The organism is Candidatus Sulfidibacterium hydrothermale, assembly GCF_020149915.1.
GTDB classification, from domain to species: Bacteria; Bacteroidota; Bacteroidia; order Bacteroidales; family F082; genus Sulfidibacterium; species Sulfidibacterium hydrothermale.
Genome location: NZ_CP083760.1, coordinates 1,480,355 through 1,495,667, shown reverse-complemented (window position 1 = coordinate 1,495,667; position 15,313 = coordinate 1,480,355). Strand labels below are relative to the sequence as shown.

Annotated in this window: 10 protein-coding genes; 7 read left to right on the top strand and 3 right to left on the bottom strand. The window is 43.4% G+C overall.

From position 1 onward, the window contains the following. The first annotated feature begins 35 nt into the window (after window positions 1–35). The 6 genes from tpiA (at window position 36) to LA303_RS05790 (ending at window position 9,284) form a co-directional block, all read left to right on the top strand. Window positions 36–794, top strand: coding sequence for a triose-phosphate isomerase (tpiA, locus tag LA303_RS05815; protein WP_240526983.1), 759 nt, complete (start codon window positions 36–38; stop codon window positions 792–794). After that, entirely contained in the window at window positions 787–1,674 is an 888-nt protein-coding gene (prmA, locus tag LA303_RS05810) for a 50S ribosomal protein L11 methyltransferase (RefSeq protein WP_240526982.1), read from the top strand. The genes tpiA and prmA overlap by 8 nt, the downstream gene beginning before the upstream one ends. Beyond that, a complete protein-coding gene (locus LA303_RS05805; protein ID WP_240526981.1) occupies window positions 1,675–6,168 on the top strand; it encodes a hypothetical protein in 4,494 nt (1,497 codons plus the stop codon). A gap of 65 nt (window positions 6,169–6,233) precedes the next feature. Next, a complete protein-coding gene (locus LA303_RS05800) occupies window positions 6,234–7,823 on the top strand; it encodes a beta-N-acetylhexosaminidase (protein WP_240526980.1) in 1,590 nt (529 codons plus the stop codon). A gap of 65 nt (window positions 7,824–7,888) precedes the next feature. Further along, complete coding sequence (locus LA303_RS05795; protein ID WP_240526979.1) at window positions 7,889–8,653, top strand: tRNA lysidine(34) synthetase; 765 nt, start codon at window positions 7,889–7,891, stop codon at window positions 8,651–8,653. Further along, the gene (locus LA303_RS05790; protein ID WP_240526978.1) at window positions 8,646–9,284 is read left to right on the top strand and encodes an NUDIX hydrolase; all 639 of its coding nucleotides are present in this window, start codon (window positions 8,646–8,648) and stop codon (window positions 9,282–9,284) included. Before LA303_RS05795 ends, LA303_RS05790 begins: the two co-directional genes overlap by 8 nt. 19 nt (window positions 9,285–9,303) lie before the next feature. Here the strand turns inward: LA303_RS05790 and LA303_RS05785 are convergent, their stop codons facing one another. The 3 genes from LA303_RS05785 to LA303_RS05775 all read right to left on the bottom strand — a co-directional run bounded on the left by LA303_RS05785 (window position 9,304) and on the right by LA303_RS05775 (window position 14,562). Continuing rightward, window positions 9,304–11,997 (bottom strand): hypothetical protein, encoded by a 2,694-nt coding sequence (locus tag LA303_RS05785; RefSeq protein ID WP_240526977.1) that lies wholly within the window; start codon window positions 11,995–11,997, stop codon window positions 9,304–9,306. A 41-nt stretch (window positions 11,998–12,038) separates the two neighbouring features. Next, complete coding sequence (locus LA303_RS05780; RefSeq protein ID WP_240526976.1) at window positions 12,039–12,692, bottom strand: ABC transporter ATP-binding protein; 654 nt, start codon at window positions 12,690–12,692, stop codon at window positions 12,039–12,041. A gap of 565 nt (window positions 12,693–13,257) precedes the next feature. Further along, on the bottom strand, window positions 13,258–14,562 hold the full coding sequence (locus tag LA303_RS05775; RefSeq protein ID WP_240526975.1) for a dihydrolipoamide acetyltransferase family protein: 1,305 nt from the start codon (window positions 14,560–14,562) through the stop codon (window positions 13,258–13,260). A 276-nt stretch (window positions 14,563–14,838) separates the two neighbouring features. On the opposite strand from LA303_RS05775, the gene LA303_RS05770 reads away from it, so the two are divergent. Next, entirely contained in the window at window positions 14,839–15,219 is a 381-nt protein-coding gene (locus LA303_RS05770; RefSeq protein WP_240526974.1) for a DUF3276 family protein, read from the top strand. Window positions 15,220–15,313 lie beyond the last annotated feature (94 nt).

Genomic DNA, 15,313 nt, shown 5'->3' with positions numbered 1-15,313 from the left:
TTTGCTCATTCATTTGAAAAACATTTTTATACATCATGAGAAAAAATATTGTTGCCGGCAACTGGAAAATGAACAAAACTTTCAGTGAAGCCGAAGAGTTGATTGACCAGATTGTTGTGGGCATGGAAGAACTGAGTCTGAAATGCGAAGTGATTGCCTGTCCTCCTGCCCTTTATCTCGAAATGGCATCCGATTATGCCGAAGAAAGCCGCATTAAAATCGGCGCCCAAAATGTCAGTGAACACGAAAAAGGCGCCTACACAGGCGAAATCTCCGCCCCTATGTTGGCTTCGGTAGATATTGAATACTGCATCGTAGGTCATTCCGAAAGGCGGAAATATTTCCATGAAACCCATGAGCAACTGGCAAAAAAAGTAGATATTCTGCTGGATTATGACATTAAACCGATCTTTTGTTGTGGCGAGGTGTTGGAAGAAAGAGAAAAAGAAATCCACTTTGACGTAGTAAAAAAACAGCTGGAAGAAAGTCTTTTCCACCTGAACAAAGACGAATTTTCCAATCTGGTTATTGCTTACGAACCGGTTTGGGCCATTGGTACCGGAAAAACAGCTACGCCGGAACAGGCACAGGAAATGCATGCCTACATCCGCAGTCTGATTGCCGGAAAATACGGCGATGACACTGCCGAAGAAACCACCATCCTTTACGGAGGAAGTTGTAACCCGGGCAATGCCAAAGCCTTGTTTGCCAACAAAGATGTAGATGGCGGACTCATTGGCGGAGCTTCACTTAAAGCCGATGATTTCCTGAAAATCGCTCAAAGTTTTGAATAATCTTTTCCGGGAAAAGCCGTTGGCTTTTCCCGGAAATTCACCACAGACCACCATGAATTACTACCGGTTAAAATGTCTGAAACAATCTTCACAGGAGCAAAACGAAATTCTTATTGCCCGTCTTGCTGAAGTGGGTTTTGAAAGTTTTGAAGAAACCGATACCCACATCCTTGCCTACATCCCGGAAAAAGATTTCAGGGAAAACCTGACCGACGACATTGCATACTGCCGGAAAACTTCACCTGAGATCACCTTTATCCCCGAACAAAACTGGAATGCGGCCTGGGAGAGTAATTATCCGCCGGTATGGATTGCCGACAGATGTTACATTTATGCGCCGTTTCACCAAAAACATCCGGAAGCTGAATTCAACATCTTGGTACACCCTAAAATGGCTTTCGGCACAGCCCATCACGAAACTACCGCCCAGATGATCGAGCTGATGCTCGAAGAAGACTTTACCGGAAAAACGGTTCTTGACATGGGTTGCGGTACCGGTGTACTGTCCATTCTTGCCTCGCTGAAAGGCGCTAAACAGGTAGATGCCGTGGATAACGATACCTGGTCGTACAACAACACGGAAGAAAACAGCAAAGCCAACCAGATTGAAAATATTACACCAGTTTTAGGAGATGCTTCTTTTCTTGAAGACAAAACCGCTACATACGACATAATTCTTGCCAACATCAACAAGAACATTCTTTTACGCGATATGCCGGCATATGTACAAGCCCTGAAATCCGGCGGAAAAATATTCTTCAGTGGTTTTTACGACTCCGATCTTTCCGATATCAAAACAAAAGCAGGTCATTTACGTTTGCAATACAAAAGCCATCGCACAAAAAACAAATGGGTGGCTGCCGTTTTCATTAAAAATTAAATGATGCGAAAGGTTTCTTTTGTATTTGCGATATTTTTACTCCTACTGGGGCTGCTCACCAACCCGGCAGCAGCACAAAATGATTCTCTTTCAAAAGATCCGGCACAATTTTTCACCCAGATTTCTTCCATCCTGCTAAATACCAAATCGCCGGCTTATCAGGCGAAAGCCCAAGCATTACTTCTGCGCTTTGGCGGACAGTGGAACAACAAAGGGTTTTCCAAAAACGAAAAGCAGCAGGTTCAGGAAACGGTGGAAAAAATGCGAACAAAAAAACTACATACTTTTCCGTATCTGTATCAATATTTATGGGGAATTACACTACTTGCCGAAAATCATCGTTCAGACAATGAATTTACTGCCTGGAACCGTTATCTTTCCGAAACGATTGATCCGCGACGGATGAGAAACTTCCTGAGCTTCATCCGGTTTACCGAAAATTTATTGGAAAAACACCTTCTTTATAATAAAAGTTCAGCCTCCTGGCATTTTAACCGGGCTGAATTCACGCTGCATTACGACTCTGTATTTTCAGTTCATTTTAAACACCTTAACCTGATCAAAGCCAGCCGGAACGACAGCATAATGATCATGCAAACCCGCGGTATTTTCACCTATCCTGCCAGGCAGTGGGAAGGAACAGGCGGCCGGCTGCAATGGAACCGGTTTCCCAACGGAATGAATGCACAATACCGCATTATAAGCCAATACCATTTTAATCTGAAAAGTAATCTTTATCACATTGATTCGGTTACCTTAACCAGCCCTGAATTTCTGGGAAAACAAAGAATAATCGGACGGATTTCTGACAGGGTACTCACCGGAAAACCGGGAAAAAATTCGATATATCCCCAATTTGTTTCCTACGAAAACAATATTTTCCTGCCAAACATCTATCCCCACGTATCTTTCCGCGGCGGCATTGAACGAGAGGGTAAAAAGATGTACGGCATTGAAATAAAAGGACATAAACCCGAAGTTATTTTTAACCGAAAACAAAAACCGGTGCTTACTGTCCGTTCTAAACGTTTTGAATTTGGCAAAAACAAACTTGTTTCGGCAGATGTAGATGCCCGGTTGTTATTGGATAACGACTCCATTTACCATCCCCGGCTCATCATGCGTTACGACGTACCATCAAAAACACTTCAGCTTTATACGCTCTCCGACCGGCAAATTCCGTTTTTTGATTCTTACCACAAAATGGATATTTATGTGCCGGCCCTGGTTTGGCACATCAATGCAGACAGTCTGCTGTTTAAGAAATTAAGAGGCGTAAACGACAAACAACCGGCCCGGTTCGAGTCTGACCGCTATTTCAACTTAAGGCAATTTTATGAGATCCAGGGAATTGATGAGATTAATCCGCTTTATGTGGTAAATAATTTCATGAAAGCATTTTCGACCCGCATCATTCCGGTAAATGCCCTTGCCGGCTATATGAACAAACCGCCCGAACAAATAGAAAACTTGTTGATGCGCCTTTCCAACAGAGGTTTTGTTGTTTATGATGCCGGCACCAAAAAAGCAGTGGCCACTCCGCGCCTGAAGTATTTTTTGAATGCCAAAGCGGGTCGTACCGATTATGATGTAATCCATTTCTATTCCAAAGAAAAACTCAAACCCAATGCATCACTGAACCTGAAGGATCTCAGTTTGAACATTTACGGAGTTCCCCGGGTTTTTATCAGCGACTCACAAAAAGTTTACATTTACCCTGCCGACAAAAAGATCGCCCTGCGGAAAAACCGCAATTTTACATTTACCGGGAAAGTAAGTGCCGGATTGTTCAACTTCTATGCCCGCAAAAGCACTTTTGTTTACGACAGTTTCATGATTAACATGAACTACGTGGATTCGCTTTCTTTTGGAGTGTGGGAAAAAGACACACTTCGTAATCGCCGCTATGTGGTTCCGGTAAAACAAACCTTGCAGAAACTTTCTGGCCGCCTTTACGTTGACTTGCCCTTCAATAAATCGGGGAAGATGCATGTATCAAAATATCCCGAATTTGTCAGCGAATCAGAATGTTATGTTTATTACAACAGCCGTCACATTCAGGACAGCACCCTGTTACCCGGAAAATTCTACTATCGCGTTTCTCCTTTTGTCTTTGATTCCATCATGACTTTTAATACCGACGGACTGGCTTTTCAGGGGAGTTTGGTTTCCGACAGCATTTTTTCTCCCATCAGCCAACCGTTACGCGTAATGCCGGATCATTCGCTGGGTTTTGTGTACCGGACACCTCCCGAAGGTATTACAGCTTATGGAGGAAAAGCCCGGTTTTACGACACTTTGACACTCAATATGAAGGGATTTCACGGGAGCGGCAAACTGCATTATTTAACCACTTCGGTAAAAGGAAAAGACTTTGTTTTCTATCCGGACTCGCTCCTGGCACAAAAAGCCACGCATTTTTTTGGCAAATCAGATGCTGTAAAATATCACTTCCCAAAAGTATATGGCGATACCGTCCATTTGAAATGGAACACAAAAGTGAACCGGATGCAAATCGCAACCACGCGAAATCCCTTTACACTTTACAGCGATGCCACGCTGGAAGGAAACATTACCCTTTCGCCGGAAGATTTTACGGGAACCGGACATTTTGCCTTTGGACATTCCGATCTCTCGTCAAAACATTTTCTTTTTACCGATCGCGGATTAAATGCCGATTCGGCTAATTTCATTCTCAAAAACGCCCAAACCGGAGATACTACTTTCCTGGCAAAAAATTACCGTGCCCATATTGACTTCAAAATGCAAAAAGGATGGTTTAATCACCTCAACCAAAACTCTTTTCTCACCTTTCCGTTCAACCGGTATATCTGTACGCTGGACGAAGTGGAATGGTTAATGGATCAGGACAAACTCAGCCTGTACAGCACCCACCGGAAAACTTCTTCCAACTTTGATTCTCTCACCCGAAAGCAACAAATTGCCTGGCATCAGCCGGGTCCGGAATTTATCTCTGTTGATCCGGCTGCCGATTCTCTCCGGTTCTATGCCCAAAAAGCATTTTACAACATCAGCCAATATTCGATTGATGCAGAAGGGGTAAGACTGATTAAAACAGGAGATGCAGCTGTTTTTCCCGGCAACCAGGCCGTTACCATCTTACAAAAAGGGAAACTGGCTCCGCTGGAAAATGCAACCATTCTGGTGGATACGGCCAACCTGTACCACACGATTTATGAGGCGGAAGTACAGATTCATTCCCGGAAAAGTTATACCGCTTCCGGCAAACTGGATTATAAAGACATGAACGGAACGGTTCAGCCGATTCAAATGACAAAAGTTTTTACCGACAGTTCCGGCCAGAGTGAAGCCATAGGGAAAATACCCAAAGGAGAAATTTTCTTTCTCAGTCCGGAATACTTCTTCACTGGAACCGTGATCATGCACGCCCGCGACCCGCTGTTGCATTTCCGTGGCGGATACCAGCTGAACGAAGACTGTGTGGATAATACCGGAAACTGGATGGCGGTGGACCAGGATCTGAATCCCAAACATATTGCTTTCCGGTTTACCGATACATCAAAAACAGCCGACAGTCTGAAAGCCTGGTTTGGGCTGGCCTACAGTTTTCAGTACCACCATTATTATCCGCTGGTTTTGCAGGCACTGCGAAACCCGTCAGACCAGGTACTGATTTCCGCCACCGGAAACCTTACCATTGATCATAAAACCGGCCGGTTTATGATGGGATCGCCCGACCGGTTCAAAAACCACAACGTAAAAGACAATTTTGTCGCTTTAAATACCAAAAATTGCCAGCTCGAAGGCGATGGAATTTTTAATCTCGGAATGAAAAATCACATGCTGAAAACCCGGTTTATCGGCCAGTTTAAACATAACGTAGTCCGTGACAGCACGATTTTGCATGTGGTCATGATGATGAAATTTTACTTTGACGAGAATGCACTGAACCTGATGGCCGACAGCTTGCGAATGATCCCGTCCCATCCGGTAAATATTACAAAAGGATTATATCCCATGGCTTTGGATAAATTATTAGGGCCGGACAAAGCAAAAAATATTCTTACGGAACTCTCATTATACGGACAAACCAAAAAACTTCCCCCGGCGTTACAAAATACCATTTCTCTTAATGATGTTACGCTGATCTGGGATCCGCTGACACGCTCTTTTATTTCAAAAGGACCCATCGGAATTGGCAATATTGGAAACAATACCCTGAACAAGTACATGAACGGGATTATTCAGATCAAAAAGAACCGTAGCGGAACCTCCATTGAAATGATTCTCCAACACGGGAAACGGCAATGGTATTATTTCAATTACGCCAACGGCATCATGCAGGTACTCTCTTCCGACATTCAATTCAATGATATCATTGACAATTTAAAAGAGGATAAACGGGTATTGCATCCCAACAGCGACACGGATTATTACGAATACGTACTGACCACCCGAACCCGTGTCGTCAACTTTTTACGTGCCATGAAACGGGCAGGAAGATTAAAATAATTTTCTGTCTGTTTTTGTCCTGCCAGTCGAACAAAAGTTTTTAATTTTGGGGAAAAATGAAACCCATGAAAAGAACAGGTATCCCCAAATTCACAGCCGTTATTATTTTACTCCTGGCAGGAACGCTGCTGGCATGGACCCCATCGAAAGACATTACCCTGAATCCCACCAGTTTGATTCCTCTTCCGGTTTCTGTACAATATACCGGCAAAGATTTTACCATTGACTACAACACATCCATTTTTTATCCGGAAAAGCAACCCGGATTAAAGGATCCAGCACAATTTCTTGCCCGGCTTTTACGACCATCAACCGGTTATCCGGTTCCTGTGATAGCACTCAAAGGAAAACCTTCCGGAAAATGTATCTATCTCTATCTCGACATATCAAAAAAGAACAAAATACTGGGAAAAGAAGGATATGAACTTATCGTAACCAAAAAGAAAATTTACCTTACCGGCAATACGCCGGAGGGGGTTTTCAGAGGAATACAAACTTTACGGCAACTGATGCCTGCCCAGGTTGAAAAACGCCTGTTACAAAGCGGACCGTGGAACATCCCAACCGTAAAAATTACGGACTACCCCACTTACGCTTACCGGGGCGCTATGCTGGATGTAGCCCGTCATTTTTTTGATGTAAAAACGGTAGAAAAATATATGGATTTAATGACCTTGTACAAACTCAACGTTTTGCATCTTCATCTTTCGGACGACCAGGGATGGCGCATCCAGATCAAATCGTGGCCCAATCTGACCAAGATTGGCGGCTCCACCGAAGTAGGAGGCGGAAAAGGCGGGTATTATACTCAGAAAGAATTTAAAGAACTGGTACGATATGCAGCCAAACGTTACATCACCATTGTTCCCGAAATTGATATGCCCGGACATATTCATGCGGCTTTGGCTTCGTACGACACGTTGAACTGTAACAATAAAAAGAAAAAACTTTTCACTGGCATCCAGGTAGGATTCAGTACGCTATGCACACACAAACCCATTACCTATAAATTTATTAATGATGTGGTTGGTGAAATTGCCGCCATCTCTCCCGGTCCGTGGTTCCACATTGGTGGTGATGAATCACATGCTACCCCAAAAAAAGATTACCTGCCTTTTATTGAAAAGGTACAGAAAATTGTGGCTGCCCATCACAAAAAAGTCATTGGCTGGGATGAAATTGCCCAAACGCCTTTACAACCCGGAACCATGGTACAATTCTGGGCCAATAAAAAAAATGTCCAAATGGCTGTAAAAAAAGGAGCCAAAGTCATTCTCTCTCCCGGCGGACGCTGTTATCTTGATATGAAATACAATAAACAAACTAAACTCGGGCTGCACTGGGCCGGATACGTCAATGTAAAGAAAGCTTATAACTGGGAGCCCGACACCCTGATACCGGGAATCTCAAAAAAAGATATCGCCGGGATTGAATCGCCTTTATGGAGCGAAACCGTCACCAATCTACAGGACATTGAATACATGGCTTTTCCGCGACTGATCGGCCATGCCGAAATCGGCTGGACTCCCGACAGTTTAAGAAACTGGAATAATTACCGCATGCGGCTTGGTGCCCAGGCACTTCGTCTGGACATGCTCTATGTCAACTTCTACCGTTCTCCGTTGATTCCGTGGATCGATTCAAATTTTCGATAGTTGTACATCCGGCAAGGGTCACTTTTCCCGGCTAATTTTTTCGTGTACTTTTGCATCCCATGAGCATGAATGAAAAACCGGGATACTGGCAAAAACGGCAGATCGAACACGTTAAGAATTTTGTGGCCAAAGCCATTGATGAATTCTCATTGCTACAGGATGGCGACCGGGTTTTGGCTGCTATCAGCGGAGGAAAAGATTCGCTGGTCATGCTGGATGCACTTGCCGAGTACCGGAAATTTAACCGGGTTTCCTTTCATCTGGAGGCCATCCACATCGAAGTAGAAGATGTTCCTTATCAAGTGGATAAAAATTGGCTGACAGAATGGACCGGTCAGCTACAGGTCCCTTTACACTTTGTCACGGTCCGTGCCCACATTGAAGACCGAGGAAAAAAAGCCCCTTGTTTTGTCTGTTCATGGCATCGCCGTAAAACATTATTCGAATTTGCCAAAGACAATAATTTCCAAAAGCTGGCACTGGGGCACCACCGCGACGATGCAGTAGAAACCCTGCTGATTAACATGGCTTACCACGGGCACATCTCATCACTCCCGGCAAAACTGCGCATGTTTAACGGAAGAATGGAACTCATACGTCCACTGCTTTTATTAACAGACAATGACACCCGGCAATATGCGGCTATCAAGCAGTTTCCGACACTAATCAATGAGTGTCCGTATGCCGACCAGACCAAACGTACCACAGCCCGACAATTACTCCAATCCCTGCGGGAAATTCATCCAAAAGCCGACGCCAATATCTTTCATGCCATGCAAAATATTGACACTGAATACTTACCTCAGAAAGTAAATAAAAAAGATGAATAAATTTCAGCATTTCACCCAACAGCTAAAACAACGGCTGATGATGCCGTTACCTGGAAGAGACGCACAAGAGCCCATGGTTCCTCCTACGCGCGAAAAGGCTTTTCAGGAAAATAAGATTCCCGAAAAAGCCAAATTAAGTGCTGTTTTGATTCTGTTTTATCCTGTTAATGATGAAATCCGTTTTGTATTAATCGAAAGAGCCATTTACAACGGCGTACACAGTGGACAGATTGCCTTTCCGGGCGGCCAATATGTTTCTAGCGACAAAGACCTGCAAACCACCGCCTTACGCGAAGCACAGGAAGAAATAAATATTGATCCGGAAAAAGTAACCATCGCAGGCCAGCTCACTCCGGTTTACATCCCTCCCAGCCATTTTGACGTCTATCCATTTGTGGGATATTGTAACAACCGCCCCCCTTTACAGGCCGATCAAACCGAAACAAAAGAGGTACTGGAAATCCGTCTTGATGATTTGATGAACCCGGAAAACCAAACCCAAAGAACCATCTGGCACCGGACAGGAAAACCAGTACTGGTTCCCTGTTTTTTACTGAATAATAAAATTGTTTGGGGAGCTACCGCCATGATATTAAGCGAACTGTATGCCTTATTGAAAGAGAGAGAATAAAAGCTGATTTCACTACGGTTTAATCGCTTTTGGAAATCCGCACCAATTCTATTTCAACCGGCTGATTTTCCGGGTAGATTCCAATCCAGTTGTTATCATCCGAGAACCATTTGTACTGTACGCCTACACGAATGATGAAATCCTGCACATCCTTTCCGGGAGGAACCTGAACAAAGAAACCACCGTTCTTGGTTTTGTCTTTTCCGTAAGTAACAATCATTCGAAACGGTTTTCCACTCACATTGCGGGCCCGGATGTAGATGTAGTTACTTTTCCGCACGTTCACCGGAAGCACTTTAAAATGAAGCATTTCTGTTTTTCCGGCCGGAAGCAGCGTTTTTTGATGAATCAAATCAACAATCGCATTTTTTTCAATATAATCGGTAATTTTCTTGATCATCTCTGCCGGATAAGTTTCATCCGGTTTAGCTTTTTCTGCTTTATGATAGGCTTTAATGGCCTTGTCGAAGATCTTGGCTTTATACAACCGGTCGGCCTCCGTAACCGCCTGTTGATACCGTGCCGTTTCTTCAGCCACAATCTGGGCAATGTAGGTTTTACAAGCCGTTATTTGTTCATTGGGATAAGGCTCGTCCGGTTTAATGCTGGCTGCCTCCTGATATTGCAACAACGCTTTCCGGTAATGCCGGCTGTTAAATAAATTATCGGCTTTTGAAAGGGCTGCAGCATAACGCTGGTCTCGTTCTTTGGCCAACTGAATCAATAACGTATTGATTTCGGCAATTTGTTTTTTCGGATACGATTCGTCCGGTTTAATGGTCAAACTATTTTGATATTGTGCTTTGGCCAGCTCATATTTTTTCTCCTTAAAAAGCTGATCGGCTTTGGCCGTACTTTCGGCATAAGCCTGTTGCAATGCTTTGGCACGGGCAATCGCTGCCAATGTTGTTTGCACACTTTGTATCATTTTTCCGGCCACCGCATCATCAGGTTTCAAGGCTTGTGCTCTCTGAAAATCGGCAAGGGCTTTTTCATAATTCTTTTGTTGCAGTTCCTTTTTTCCATCACGCATAGCTGCCTGATAAGCTTTCTCAATTTGTGCTGCTTTTATTTTAACGGCAATCAGGCTGTCGATGGTTTGGATCTGTTGGGCCGGTACTTTTTCGTCAGGTTTCAAAGCCAACGCCTGCTGAAAAGCTTTTTTGGCTTCTTGCAGCTGTTCTTGCTGCATCAGTTTCTGTCCCAGAATAATTTGTTTCGCATACTGCGCATCCAGTTCCTTTTGTTTCTGCATTTGTGCCAACAAACGGTTGATTTTAGCAATTTGCGCTTCGCTAAATGCATCAGACCCTTTTAAGGTCTGGGCCTGACGATATTTTTGAATGGCCAAATCAAAGTGGCCGGCAGCTTTAAGCTTTTGTGCTTCGGCGATGAGTGCCTGATACTTTGCTTCTTTCTCTTTTTCTTTAGCCAAAGCAGCCAGTTTCACATCAATTTCTTTCAGCTTTCGGGCAGGATACGGATCATCAGGCCGGGTTTTCAGGGCTTCGTCATACCGCTCACGGGCCGCAAGATAATCTTTGTGATTAAACAAGCTGTCCGCTTCCCGTATTACCTTTTGGTAATTTGCCTGTAACAATTGCTGCTGTTTTACAAACCAGCGTTTGATGTCTTTTAACCGTTGGGCCGGATAGGTTTCATTGGGTTTTAGATTCAGTGCCAGGTTATACTGAGCCCGGGCATTTTTCATTTCCTGACGTTCATACAAGCTGTCGGCCTGCCGGATGGCTGTCTGGTAATTCTTTTCGAGATGCTGACGTTGCAACGCCAGTTGTTGTTTTACTTTTTCCATCATCTCCGATGGATAACTGTTTTCGGGCCATAGCTTCTGTGCTTCCTGATATTTTTGGAGTGCAGCCATGTAATTTTTAGCCATATAAAGACGGTCGGCTTCATTAGCCACCTGATTGTACTTTTTCTGCATCCGGGCTTTGGGCTCCAGAATCCGGATTTTCTGGGCAATCTCCGGATTCCCGGGCATTAACGAATCGGCTTTTTTATAATGAGCCAAGGCATCAGCATAATGACGGATTAACAAATAACGGTTGGCTGTTTTAATTTCCTGTTCAGCAATTTTTTTCCGTTTCATATATTGGCTTTGCCATTGCCGGGCCAAAATAATTTTATTGGATGCCACAGGTCTGGCCGGAAACAAGTTCTGAGCTTTCTCATAGGTAGCAATTGCTTCCTGAAAAAGATTTTTAGCCAATAAAGAATCGCCGCTCCGGATATACCGGTTGTATTGCAAAAGTTTCTTTTTCAACAAAATCTGTTGCTTATGTATTTCTTTTATTTTTCCCAGGGCATAAGTATCATCAGGGATAACAGATAATGCTTTTTGATAACTCTTCAAAGCCAGATCCAACATGGATTTATCATAATAGTTATCGGCCTGGTCAATAATATTGTAATACGCTTCTTCCTTTTTTTCACCGGCTTTTAAATGCTGAACGATTTCATTCATCTTTTTCGTAGCCAACGGGTCGTGCAGCCGGTATCGCAAAGCCATCTGGAAATAAGCCTTGGCATCAAGATATTTTTTTTGTTTCAGCAGTTGGTTTCCTTTAGCAATCGCTTCTTCGTAACTTTTTGCCTGCTGGGCATGCGCTGCCGGAGCAAGAAGGAATCCCCACAGCATAAAAATCAAAAATGAATAAAAAAACTTTCCCTTACGGCTCATCGCTTGGTTCATCTATCGTGGTTTTCCTGTAACGCTGTTTAGGGTTCAATATTTTATTTTGTAATCATTCCGTCCCGGATAAAAAATTGCCGGTCGGCTTTGGCAGCCAGTTCTTTGTTATGGGTAACAATCACAAAAGTCTGTCCGAAGTTTTTTCTTAAGTCAAAAAATAACTCATGCAAAGCTTCAGAAGCTTTGGAATCAAGATTACCGGAAGGTTCATCGGCAAACACCACCGAAGGATTATTCATCAGCGCACGGGCAACGGCAACACGCTGCTGTTCACCACCAGACAATTCAGCCGGTTTATGCGCTGCTCTTTCTTTCAACCCGATAAAATCCAGCAAAGCATAAGCTCTCTTTTCGGCTTCTTTCCGGCTTTTCCCGGCAATAAATCCCGGGATACAAATGTTTTCAAGTGCAGTAAACTCCGGCAGCAAATGATGAAACTGAAAGACAAAGCCTATTTTTTCATTCCGGAATTTCGACAAGGCTTTATCATTTAAGGTACTCACATTGACTCCGTCAAGTAAAACGTTTCCTTTGTCCGGTTTTTCAATGGTTCCCAAGATCTGCAGTAAAGTGGATTTTCCTGCTCCGGAAGCACCGGCAATGGAGACAATCTCCTGCTCATTTACCTGCAGGTCAACCCCTTTCAGGACTTCTACCTGACCGTACGATTTATGAATATTCTCTGCCAAAACCATAATCAGCAAAGATAGGAAAACTAATGAATTCGGTTCTTCTCCTTTTTCCTTTTAAAGAAAGTACCCCAGCTCTCTGTTAAAAATTTAACCTTTACAAGCTTGATAAGATGTTAAACGCAAAAACTTTGCAAAGTTTAATAAAACGGAATCTATTGATATTCTATGCTCTATTTATTCAGATATCGTAGTAATCATTTTACTTTTTAATGACATTCATTAATTCCAGGTAAAATTGCTTTTTACTTTAAGTGAAAAAGAATTTTTGAAGTGTTTTCTGTTCCTTTCTTGTCTCGTCAAGAAAGGAACCAAAGAAGACGCACCGAAACGAATGCTTCTTCCCACTCTGCCGAAAAGCAACATCTCCGGCAAAAGAGTCTCTTGCTCACACAAGAGAAATGCAAGCACTTTTGCACGATGCTGTAAACTTTTCGGCATTCACTCTCTCGCCAGCCCGCCTGAATGACGTAGTCGGGCAGGCCCGCCGTTTCGGTAGGCCTACCCACAACTTACAACCTTGCCTTTGAGAAAATAAACCTGCAAAAGTTGAGTTAAAAAGTATGCCGGATTAAATTTCTGTGTTTACATCCCAGTTTTCGAGAATTTCTTTCAACCGCTTCAGAAACAAGCCACCAAGTGCACCATCTACTATACGATGATCATAAGCCAGTGAAAGAATCATGATGTGCCGGATGGCAATCACATCTCCCTGCGAAGTTTCCAGCACCACCGGTTTTTTCCGGATAGCACCGACACCAAGAATCGCCACTTGTGGCTGATTGATTATGGGCGTTCCGGTTAAACTGTCAAAAGAGCCAAAATTGGTTACCGTGAAAGTTCCCCCTTGAATTTCATCCGGAACAAGCGCATTTTGGCGGGCCTTTTGAGCCAGGCTGTTTACCGCTTTTACAATGCCTAAAAGACTCTTTTCGTTTACATTTTTAATAACAGGCACAATCAGATTTCCGTTGGGAAGTGCCGTAGCCATGCCAATATTGATGTTTTTCCGGTAAATCACTTTATACCCATCTACCGAAGCATTGATTTGCGGAAACTCATGCAATGCCTTGGCCACCGCATCAATAAAAACCGGAGTAAACGTTATTTTCTCGCCATTACGCTGCAAAAAACCGTTTTTCACTTTGTTTCGCCAGGTTACAATGGAAGTGACGTCCACATCAATAAAAGAAGTCACATGGGCCGAAATCCGTTTAGACTGAATCATATGATCCGCAATTAACCGGCGCATACGGTCCATCTCCACAACTTGGTCCCCGGAATCGGTATTAACCGAAGGAAGGGACGAAATCACCTTTTCTTCTTTTTCTGTCGTCTCCGGAACATCTGCTGAAATTTTCCGGCTACGGTTTGCCGTTGTTCCTTTTCTGTTTTCAAGATAAGCAAGCACATCTCTTTTGGTTACCCGGCCATTTTTTCCCGTTCCGGGAATATTATCTAACTCCGCCGGCGAAATATTTTCATTTCGGGCCATGCTCCGTACCAGGGGCGAATAAAAACGATGGTTTTCTGATAATTTCCGGGCATTCTCTTTTCCGGCAGATGTTTCCTTGTCTTCTTCCGGCTTGTCCGGCACATTACTTTCGTCCGAAACCGGTTCCGGTACATCTTCCCCCTCGGTTTCCACAATAGCAATGACTGTTTCGACCGGCACAACAGCTCCTTCTTCGAAAAGAATCTGTGTCAGCTTACCCGCTGTCGGACTGGGAATTTCCGAATCGACCTTGTCGGTGGCAATCTCCACCAGGGCATCATCTTCTTCCAGAAGATCGCCTTCCCTTTTCAACCATTTCGTAATGGCTGCTTCAATAATCCCTTCGCCCATTTTGGGCATTACAATTTCAAATTTTGCCATATTCTGTTTCCGGGTTCCGTAAGCCCGGTTAATTTTTCTGCTTGATTTTCAGGAGGCAAAAATACGAAAAATTCATTAATGTAGAATAAATCTAAATAAAAACTTTTGGGAGAAGCCATCCTTTAAAGATTTTGCAAAACACTGAAAAATAAGAGAGTAAAAATTCATATGAACATTTTGGTGAATTTATTAACATTCGGAGCAAAAGGATTTTGATTTATCGGATAATTCTTATTTTTGTATTGTTAAGAAACCTTAAAAAAAGAGTGCATGCCCATGGAAGGACAAGAAAAACCGAAACGAAGGGAAGACATTTTTTCCAAGGCCGTGAGAGCAGGAAAGAGAACCTACTTTTTCGATGTAAAGGCTACACGCAACAACCAGTATTACCTGACCATTACTGAAAGCAAACGTCGCTTTCAGAATGAACAGGGAAAATTCTTTTACGAAAAGCACAAAATATTTTTGTATCGTGAAGATTTTGAGAAGTTCGTAAACGGGTTGGATGCCGCCATTCGTTTTATTGAAACCGGTGAAATTCCGGAAGAAGAAACCGCTCCGGAAGAAACGGTAACCAGAGAAGAAAAAGTCGAGACTGAAATCGACCTGAGTTTTGACGATTTGGGGAAAGACGACGAAACTCCGTCATCCGAATAACCCGTATCAGACCAGTGTTTAACATGAACTCCCGGAAACAATTACTGTGGAGAAGGTGAGTGCATTACCGGTTTTGTTGAAAAAAGAGAGAAGG

Bases quoted from the DNA above. Each gene is read 5' to 3' on its own strand.
- tpiA (WP_240526983.1), top strand. From the start codon at position 36: ATGAGAAAAAATATTGTTGCCGGCAACTGGAAAATGAACAAAACTTTC.
- LA303_RS05805 (WP_240526981.1), top strand. From the start codon at position 1,675: ATGATGCGAAAGGTTTCTTTTGTATTTGCGATATTTTTACTCCTACTG.
- LA303_RS05800 (WP_240526980.1), top strand. From the start codon at position 6,234: ATGAAAAGAACAGGTATCCCCAAATTCACAGCCGTTATTATTTTACTC.
- LA303_RS05795 (WP_240526979.1), top strand. From the start codon at position 7,889: ATGAATGAAAAACCGGGATACTGGCAAAAACGGCAGATCGAACACGTT.
- LA303_RS05790 (WP_240526978.1), top strand. From the start codon at position 8,646: ATGAATAAATTTCAGCATTTCACCCAACAGCTAAAACAACGGCTGATG.
- LA303_RS05785 (WP_240526977.1), bottom strand. From the start codon at position 11,997: ATGAACCAAGCGATGAGCCGTAAGGGAAAGTTTTTTTATTCATTTTTG.
- LA303_RS05780 (WP_240526976.1), bottom strand. From the start codon at position 12,692: ATGGTTTTGGCAGAGAATATTCATAAATCGTACGGTCAGGTAGAAGTC.
- LA303_RS05775 (WP_240526975.1), bottom strand. From the start codon at position 14,562: ATGGCAAAATTTGAAATTGTAATGCCCAAAATGGGCGAAGGGATTATT.
- LA303_RS05770 (WP_240526974.1), top strand. From the start codon at position 14,839: ATGGAAGGACAAGAAAAACCGAAACGAAGGGAAGACATTTTTTCCAAG.